General features: G+C 68.7%; 6 protein-coding genes. 2 read left to right on the top strand and 4 right to left on the bottom strand.

Translation table 11 applies throughout. The features are described 5' to 3' along the window. Positions 1 to 66 precede the first annotated feature (66 nt). The 4 genes from FNH04_RS35350 to FNH04_RS35335 form a co-directional block, all read right to left on the bottom strand. On the bottom strand, positions 67 to 1,455 hold the full coding sequence (locus FNH04_RS35350; protein ID WP_152789940.1) for an OFA family MFS transporter: 1,389 nt from the start codon (positions 1,453 to 1,455) through the stop codon (positions 67 to 69). 189 nt (positions 1,456 to 1,644) lie between these two features. Further along, on the bottom strand, positions 1,645 to 3,777 hold the full coding sequence (locus FNH04_RS35345; RefSeq protein WP_152789939.1) for an acetate--CoA ligase family protein: 2,133 nt from the start codon (positions 3,775 to 3,777) through the stop codon (positions 1,645 to 1,647). Positions 3,778 to 3,780: 3 nt separating this feature from the next. After that, a complete protein-coding gene (gene frc, locus FNH04_RS35340; RefSeq protein WP_152789938.1) occupies positions 3,781 to 5,034 on the bottom strand; it encodes a formyl-CoA transferase in 1,254 nt (417 codons plus the stop codon). Positions 5,035 to 5,044: 10 nt separating this feature from the next. Continuing rightward, entirely contained in the window at positions 5,045 to 6,730 is a 1,686-nt protein-coding gene (locus FNH04_RS35335; protein WP_152789937.1) for a thiamine pyrophosphate-binding protein, read from the bottom strand. Between the two features lie 222 nt (positions 6,731 to 6,952). Here FNH04_RS35335 and sucC point away from each other — a divergent pair, with 222 nt between their 5' ends. Continuing rightward, positions 6,953 to 8,083 (top strand): ADP-forming succinate--CoA ligase subunit beta, encoded by a 1,131-nt coding sequence (gene sucC / locus FNH04_RS35330; RefSeq protein ID WP_152789936.1) that lies wholly within the window; start codon positions 6,953 to 6,955, stop codon positions 8,081 to 8,083. Positions 8,084 to 8,094: 11 nt separating this feature from the next. After that, complete coding sequence (gene sucD, locus FNH04_RS35325; RefSeq protein WP_152789935.1) at positions 8,095 to 8,988, top strand: succinate--CoA ligase subunit alpha; 894 nt, start codon at positions 8,095 to 8,097, stop codon at positions 8,986 to 8,988. Positions 8,989 to 9,034 lie beyond the last annotated feature (46 nt).

Raw genomic sequence — 9,034 nt, 5'->3', positions numbered from 1 at the left:
CCCCGGGTCACTGGACGGCCGCCTCATGCGTGCGACCCCCTCCGAAGAGGGCCGAAGAGGCAGCTGTCAGGCCATCTCCTCCCCCAGAGGCTGCGGATTCGGCTGCACACGCTTGGCCTTGGGGCGTCCCGGCGGATGCAGGAACAGGGCCACACAACCGGCGAAGAGGGAGATCGAGCCGGCCAGAATGAACGCTCCGGCGTAGTCCCAGGCGCCGACCACCACCGCACCCATGCCGGAACCGAGCAGGCCGGACACCAGCTTGGACGAGTACACCAGGCCGTAGTTGGAGGCGTTGTTGTTCTCGCCGAAGTAGTCGGCGGTCATCGCGGCGAACATCGGGAAGATGGCTCCTCCGCCGAAACCGGAGATCGAGGAGAACAGCAGGAAGAGCGGCAGGTTGCCGATGTTGCCGGAGAACAGGATCCCGTACTGCGACAGCCCGAGGACGACGCAGACGAAGATCAGGCACTGCTTGCGGCCGTAACGGTCGGACAGCCAGCCGATGACACCGCGGCCCGTGCCGTTCACGATCGCCTTCAGCGACATCGCGGTCGCGACGATGCCGCCCGCGAAGCCCGCCTCGTCGCCGAAGGGCACCTGGAAGGCGATACCGAAGATGTTGACACCCGAGGTGCACAGCAGACAGAACCACATGAGAGCCACACGGCCGGTCCTCCACGCCTCCTTGGGGGTGTACTGGTGCACGGCCGGCGGGTTCTTCTCCAGTGCGCGCCGGGCGCGGGCGTCGGTGGGCTTCTTCAGCGGGTCGACGTCGGCGGGCCACCAGTTCTTCGGCGGATCCCGGAAGAAGTAGCCCGCCACCGCCACGACCGACGCCAGGAACACGCCCACCGAGACGAGCACCCAGCGGAAGTTCGTGAGGTCCATGTAGCCGGTGAAGATGAAGACGAACGGCACCGAGCCGTAGGCGAAACCGCCGTTCACGAAGCCCGTTTTGCCGCCCTTGCGCTCCGGGTACCACTTGGCGACCATGTTGACGCAGGTCGCGTAGACCATGCCCGCGCCCATGCCGCTGAACATGCCGAAGCCGATGTACGCGACGACCACGTGCGGCGCGAACGCCAGCGAGAGATAACCCAGCAGCGTGCCGACCGCGCCGAGCATCATCGCCCAACGGGCCGGGAGTTTTCCGCTCTCCCGCAGTTTCCCTGCGGGGAAGGCCACCGCGGCCTGGAAGAACACCCAGACGCCCAGCATCCAGAAGATGTGCGCGCTGCTCCAGCTGTGCGCCGTGTGCAAGGTGTCCTCGGCGGACGCGAACGCGTATTCGGCCGAGCTGATGCCCATCATCCCGACCCAGGGCAGGATGACCATCCACTTGCGCTTGCGGCCCATGATGTCGATGTCCGTCTCACCGATGCGGTAGACGCGTCCGTTCGCGTCGGCCACCTCTCGGTACGGAACCGATGTGGGGAGATCGGTGGTTGTCATGTCGTTGTCGCACCCCTTGCGTCGAAAGTTCTGGCCAGCGCCCCCTGTCCAATGCCTTTCGCGTGCGCACGGGTCCTGGGGGCGGCAGACGCGCACCGTCGGCCGCCCCCGTCGTCACTCACCTCATGTACCGCCCCCCAACAGCCCCGCCGCCCGCGCCCAGCGGGCTGTCGTGCGTCACCGCAACACTCACAGCAACCCCGCGGCCCGAGCCCAGCGATACTTCGCACCGAGCACCGCCACCGGCTTCTCGGTCGTGTACGGGTACGCCACGACCCCTCGCTCGAAGAGGTACTGGCACGCCGCCTCGACCTCGACATCGCCCGCGAGCGACGCCACCACGGGCTTCTCGATGCCCCGCTCGCGGAATTCGGCCACCACGCGCGCGGTGAGCTCGGCGAAGACCATGGGAGGGGTCACGATGGTGTGCCAGTAGCCGAGGACGAGCGCGTGGACGCGCGGGTCCTCCAGGCCCAGCCGGATCGTCGCCTCGTACGTCGACGGCGGCTCACCCCCGGTGATGTCCACCGGGTTGCCCGCGGCCCCGAAGGGCGGAATGAACGTCCTGAAGGACGCGTCCAGGTCCGGCGGGATCTCCATCAGGGACAGCCCGTTGTCGGTCACCGCGTCCGACAGCAGGACACCGCTGCCGCCCGCACCCGTGATGATCACGACGTTGTCGCCCCGCGGAGCCGGAAGCACCGGCAACGCGCGCGCGTACTCCAGCATGTCGTTCAGCCCGGGCGCCCGGATGACCCCGGCCTGCTTCAGGATGTCGTCGTACACGGCGTCGTCGCCGGCCAGCGCGCCCGTGTGCGAGCCCGCGGCCTTCGCGCCGGCCGCCGTACGGCCCGCCTTCAGGACCACGACCGGCTTCTTCGGGACGGTCGCCCGCGCCGCCTCCACGAAGGCGCGACCGTCCTTGAGGTCCTCCAGGTGCATGGCGATGCACTCGGTGCGCGGGTCCTCCCCGAACCAGGTCAGCAGGTCGTCCTCGTCGAGGTCCGACTTGTTGCCCAGCCCGACGATCGCCGACACGCCCGTCTTCGTGGTGCGCGCGAAGCCCAGGATGGCCATCCCGATACCACCGGACTGCGAGGTCAGCGCCACACCGCCCTTGACGTCGTACGGCGTGCAGAACGTGGCGCACAGGTCCTGCCAGGTCGAGTAGTAGCCGTAGATGTTCGGCCCGAGCAGCCGGATGCCGTGCCGCTCGGCGATCGCCACGATCTCGGCCTGGAGTGCGTGTTCGCCGGTCTCCGCGAAACCTGAGGGGATCAGTACGGCATTGGGGATGCCCTTGCGTCCCACCTCCTCCAGAGCCGCGGCCACGAACTTGGCGGGGATCGCGAAGACCGCCACATCCACCTCGCCGGGAACGTCGGTGACACTCTTGTACGCCTTGCGGCCCAGAATGTCATCGGCCTTGGGGTTCACCGGATGGATCTCCCCGGAGAACCCGCCGTCGACGAGGTTGCGCATCACCGAGTTGCCGATCTTGCCCTGCTCGTTGGAGGCGCCGATCACGGCCACCGACGAGGGCTGCATCAGACGGCGCATGGAAAAGAGGATCTCCGCGCGCGTGTACGTGCGCCGCGGTTTCGGCACCGAGTCCGCGAGGATCACGCGGATGTCCGCCGCGACCGCGCCCTCGGGCGTGGCGATCACGGGGTTGAGGTCCACCTCGGCGATCTCCGGGAAGTCCGCCACGAGTTCGGAGACCCGGCGGATCTGCTCGGCGATCGCCCACCGGTCCACGGCCGCCGCGCCGCGCACTCCGTGCAGGACCTCCGCCGCACGGATCGAGTCCAGCATCGACAGGGCGTCGTCCGGGGACACGGGAGCCAGCCGGAACGTCACGTCCTTGAGGACCTCGACCAGCACGCCGCCGAGCCCGAAGGCCACGACCTTCCCGAACGTCGGATCAGTGACCGCTCCGACGATGACCTCCTGGCCCTGCGGGAGCAGCTCCTGCACCTGTACGCCTTCGATGCGCGCCTGCGGGTCGTACGCGCGCGCGTTCTCGATGATCTTGTGGAAGGCGGCCCGCACGTCGGTGGAACCCTCCACCCCGACGATCACACCGCCCGCGTCGGTCTTGTGCAGGATGTCGGGCGAGACGATCTTCATGACCACCGGTCCGCCGAAACGCGCCGCGTACGCCACCGCCTCGTCGACGTCCGTCGCCAACTCCTCGCCGGGGACGGCGATCCCGTACGCGTCGGCGACCACCTTGCCCTCGGGCGCGGTCAGCGCGCCGCGGCCCTCGGCCCGTACGGCGTCGAGGAGCGTGCGCACCCTCAGTACCCGGTCTTCGGCCATCAATCAGATCACTCCGTTCGACTTGAGCAGGCGCAGCTCCTCGTCGCCGAGGCCGAGCTCGCCGATGAAGACCTCTTCGTTGTGCTCGCCGAGCAGCGGCGAACCGGTCACGTCCACGGGGGAGTCGGAGAGCTTCAGCGGGCTGCCCACGGTCACGAACTCGCCCCGCTCGGGGTGCGGCACCTTGACGACCATCTCGTTGGCGACCAGCGACGGGTCCTCGATGATCTCCTTGGTGGACAGGATCGGGCCGCAGGGGATGTTGTGGGCGTTGAGCCTCTCCAGCACCTCCCACTTGGGGAGCGTGGACGACCACTCCTCGATCAGCTGGAACATCTTGTTCAGCTTGGGCAGACGTGCCTCGGGTGTGGCCCACTCGGGGTCGTCGGCCAGCTCGGGCCGGCCGATGAGCTCGCTGACCGGCTTCCAGCCGACGGGCTGCACGATCACGTACACGTAGTCGTTGGGGCCGCCCGGAGCGCACTTGACCGCCCAGCCGGGCTGGCCGCCGCCGGACGCGTTTCCCGAGCGGGGAACTTCCGTGCCGAAGTCCTCGTTGGGATATTCAGCGAGCGGGCCGTGGGCCAGGCGCTGCTGATCGCGCAGCTTCACCCGACAGAGGTTGAGCACGGCATGCTGCATGGCCACGTTGACCCGCTGACCGCGCCCGGTGTTCTCCCGCTGGTACAGCGCCGCGAGAATCCCCGCCACGGCGTGGATGCCCGTGCCCGAGTCCCCGATCTGGGCCCCCGTCGCCAGCGGCGGCCCGTCCTCGAAACCGGTGGTCGACATCGACCCGCCCATGGCCTGCGCGACGACCTCGTACGCCTTGAAGTTGGTGTACGGGCCTTCGCCGAACCCCTTGATGGAGGCATAGACGATACGCGGATTGATCTCCTGGATGCGGTCCCAGGTGAAGCCCATACGGTCGACCGCGCCCGGTCCGAAGTTCTCGACCATGACGTCGGAGCGCCGGATCAGCTCGGTGAGGAGCTCCTTGCCGCGCTCGGTCTTGGTGTTCAGCGTGATGCTCCGCTTGTTGCAGTTGAGCATCGTGAAGTAGAGGGAGTCCACGTCCGGGAGGTCGCGCAGCTGCTTGCGCGTGATGTCACCGGTCGGCGCCTCCAGTTTGACGACGTCCGCGCCGAGCCAGGCGAGCAGCTGGGTCGCGGAGGGTCCGGACTGGACGTGTGTCATGTCGAGGACGCGGATGCCTTCGAGAGCCTTGGTCGGAGTGTTGGCCGGCGTGTGCGTCATGAAGGCCACCTCACTTGTACATGGTCTGGTTCATGGTTCCGGGGGCGTACGCGTCCGGGTCGACCCAGACGTTGATCAGCGACGGCTTCCCGGACTCCCGGGCGCGCCGGAGCGCGGGGCCGATGTCGGCGGGGTCGCGGACCTCCTCGCCGTAGCCGCCCAGCATCTGGGCGAACTTGTCGTAGTGGACGTCGCCGAGGGTGTTGCCGACCCGCTCGCGTTCCTCGCCGTACTTGGCCTTCTGGCCGTAGCGGATCTGGTTCATGGAGGAGTTGTTGCCGACGATGCCGACGAAGGGGAGGTTGTAGCGGACGAGGGTCTCGAAGTCCCAGCCGGTGAGGGAGAAGGCGCCGTCACCGAAGAGGGCCACCACTTCCTTGTCGGGGCGCGCCTGCTTGGCCGCGAGCACGAAGGGGACACCCACGCCGAGCGTGCCCAGCGGGCCCGGGTCCATCCAGTGCCCGGGTGACTTGGGCTGCACGACCTGCCCGGAGAAGGTGACGATGTCGCCGCCGTCGCCGATGTAGATCGAGTCCTCGGTGAGGAAGTCGTTGATCTCGCTGACCAGCCGGTACGGGTGGATCGGTGAGGCGTTCGACTTCAGGCTGGGCAGCCGCTTCTCGATGGCGGTCTGCTCGGCGGCGCGCAGTTCGTCGAGCCACTCCTTGCGCTTCGACGCGCCCCCGTTGAGGCGCCCGGAGGCGGCCTCGGTGACCGCCTTCAGGACCAGTCCGGCGTCGCCCACGATCCCGAGGTCGATGTCGCGGTTCTTGCCGACGGTCCGGTAGTCGAGGTCGATCTGCACGACGGTCGCGTCCGGCGACAGCCGCTTTCCGTAGCCCATGCGGAAGTCGAAGGGCGTGCCGACGATGACGATGACGTCGGCGTTCGAGAACGCGTACCGGCGGGAGAGCTGGAAGTGGTGCGGGTCCCCGGGCGGGAGGGTGCCGCGTCCGGCGCCGTTCATGTAGGCGGGGACGTTGAGGGTGCGTACGAGATCGATGGCGGCCTCGGTGCCACGGGTCGTCCACACCTGGCTGCCCAGCAGGATGGCGGGCTTCTCGGCGTGCACGAGCAGGTCGGCGAGTTTCTCGATGGCCTCCGGGTCGCCGGCCGAGCGCGTGGAGGCACGGTAGGCGCCCGCCTTGGGCACCCGCGCCTTCTCCACGGGCACCTTGGCGTCCAGGACGTCGCGCGGGATCTCCAGGAAGGAGGGGCCCGGTGCGCCGTGGAAGCACTCGCGGAACGCCATCGACACCATGTCCGCCGCGCGTGCCGTGTCCGGCACGGTCGCCGCGAACTTGGTGATCGGCGCCATCATGTCGACGTGCGGCAGGTCCTGCAGGGACCCCATCTTGTGCTGGGTAAGGGCCCCCTGACCGCCGATCAGCAGCATCGGGGACTCCGCGCGGAAGGCGTTGGCGACACCCGTCACGGCGTCGGTCGTACCGGGTCCCGCGGTGACGACCGCGCAGCCGGGATTGCCGGTGATGCGGGCGTAGCCGTCGGCGGCGTGTGCGGCGACCTGCTCGTGGCGTACGTCGACGACCTCTATGCCTTCGTCGACGCAGCCGTCGTAGATGTCGATGATGTGGCCGCCGCACAAGGTGTAGATGACCTCCACACCCTCCGCTTTGAGTGCCTTGGCGACCAGGTGCCCACCGGAGATGAGGTTCTGGCTGTTGTCGTCGGGCATGGCGAAGTCCTGTCCCTTCGTAGGGGATCGGGCGCGCGTTCGCGCAGCTCAGACGCCGTTCACGCGCTGGTCATGGATGCCGTCGCGGTAGATTGCATACAGTCGACGAATACTGTATGAAGCTTGTTATCCCGCATCCGGTGGGTGGTGTCCAGGGGGCGTGCGGCACTTTTCGGGGTCCTGGTGATGGCCCCTCGGATGACTCAGTGGTCAGGAGCCGGAATGGACCTGTTCGAACACCAGGCAAGGGAACTCTTCGAGGAGCACGGCATCTTGGTGCCGCGGGCCGAGGTCACCGACTCGCCCAAAGAGGCGCGTGAGATCGCTCGCAGGCTCGGCGGACGCGTCGTCGTCAAGGCCCAGGTGAAGACCGGCGGCCGCGGCAAGGCGGGCGGAGTGAAACTCGCCGCCGACCCCGCCGCCACCGAACTGACGGCACGCCGGATCCTCGGCATGGACATCAAGGGCCACCCGGTCGGCAAGGTGATGCTGGCCCAACCCGTCGACATCGAGCGCGAGTTCTACATCTCCTATGTCCTCGATCGCGCGGCCGGCCGCTTCCTCGCGATCGCCTCGGCCGAGGGCGGCATGGAGATCGAGGACGTGGCCGCGACACGGCCGGAGGCGGTCGCGCGCATCCCCGTCGACCCAGCCGAGGGCGTGACCGCCGCGAAGGCCGCGCACATCGCCGAGTCCGCCGGACTGCCACCCCAGACCGTCGACGTCCTCGTACGGCTCTGGCAGGTGCTGGTCCGCGAGGACGCCGTACTCGTCGAGGTGAACCCGCTCGTCCGCACCGCCCAGGGGCAGATCCTCGCCCTCGACGGCAAGGTCACCCTCGACGACAACGCGCGCTTCCGGCACGCCCGTCGGGAGGAGGACGGAACCTGCCACGACGACCCCTTGGAGGCGGCCGCCGCCTCCAAGGGCCTCAACTACGTGAAACTGGACGGCGAGGTCGGCATCATCGGCAACGGCGCCGGACTCGTCATGTCCACCCTCGACGTGGTCGCCGGCTGCGGTGCCCGCCCGGCCAACTTCCTCGACATCGGGGGAGGGGCGAGCGCCCAGATCATGGCCGACGGCCTCTCCGTCATCCTCTCCGACCCGGCCGTGAAGTCGGTCTTCGTCAACGTCTTCGGCGGCATCACCGCGTGCGACGCGGTCGCCGACGGCATCGTGCGGGCCCTGGAAACCGTCCAGCTGACGAAACCCCTGGTCGTCCGCCTCGACGGCAACAACGCCGCCCGCGGGCGCGCGATCCTCGACGAGCGCGACCACCCCCTCGTCCAGCAGGCCACCACCATGGACGGTGCCGCGCGCCGGGCCGCCGACCTCGCCAACGCAGCCTGAGGAGACGTGACATGGCCATCTTCCTGACCAAGGAGAGCAAGGTTCTCGTCCAGGGCATGACCGGCGGCGAGGGTATGAAGCACACCCGCCGCATGCTCGCGGCCGGCACGGACGTCGTCGGCGGCGTCAACCCGCGCAAGGCGGGCCGCACCGTCGCCTTCGACGAGCGCGCAGTCCCCGTCTTCGGCTCGGTCCCCCAGGGCATCGAGGAGACCGGCGCCGACGTCACCGTCGTGTTCGTACCGCCCGCCTTCGCCAAGGCCGCCGTCATCGAAGCCGCCGACGCCGGCATCGGACTCGCCGTCGTCATCACCGAGGGCATCCCCGTCCACGACTCGGTCACCTTCACCGCGTACGCGCAGGCAAAGGGCACCCGCGTCATCGGCCCCAACTGCCCCGGTCTGATCTCGCCCGGCCAGTCGAACGCGGGCATCATCCCCGCCGACATCACCAAGCCCGGCCGTATCGGCCTCGTCTCCAAGTCGGGCACGCTCACCTACCAGCTCATGTACGAGCTGCGCGACCTCGGCTTCTCCACCTGCGTCGGCATCGGCGGCGACCCCGTCGTCGGCACCAGCCACATCGACTGCCTGGCTGCCTTCGAGGCCGACCCGGACACCGAACTGGTCGTGATGATCGGGGAGATCGGCGGCGACGCCGAGGAACGGGCCGCCGCGTACATCCGCGAGCACGTCACCAAGCCCGTGATCGGCTACATCGCCGGGTTCACCGCACCCGAGGGCAGGACGATGGGGCACGCCGGTGCGATCGTCTCCGGCTCGTCGGGCACGGCACAGGCGAAGAAGGAGGCTCTGGAGGCCGTCGGCGTCCCGGTGGGCCGCACCCCGACCGAGACGGCACTCCTGGTGCTCGACCGGCTGGAGACTCCCGGCCCGCCGAAGTGATGTCACTCGTAGCCGGGCACGAGGTGACTTTCCGGCATCCCCCGAC

It is taken from the genome of Streptomyces phyllanthi (assembly GCF_009377205.1).
GTDB lineage: Bacteria > Actinomycetota > Actinomycetes > Streptomycetales > Streptomycetaceae > Streptomyces > Streptomyces phyllanthi.
The sequence above is the reverse complement of the archived record's forward strand: the minus strand, read 5'-3'. Positions and strand labels throughout refer to the sequence as shown.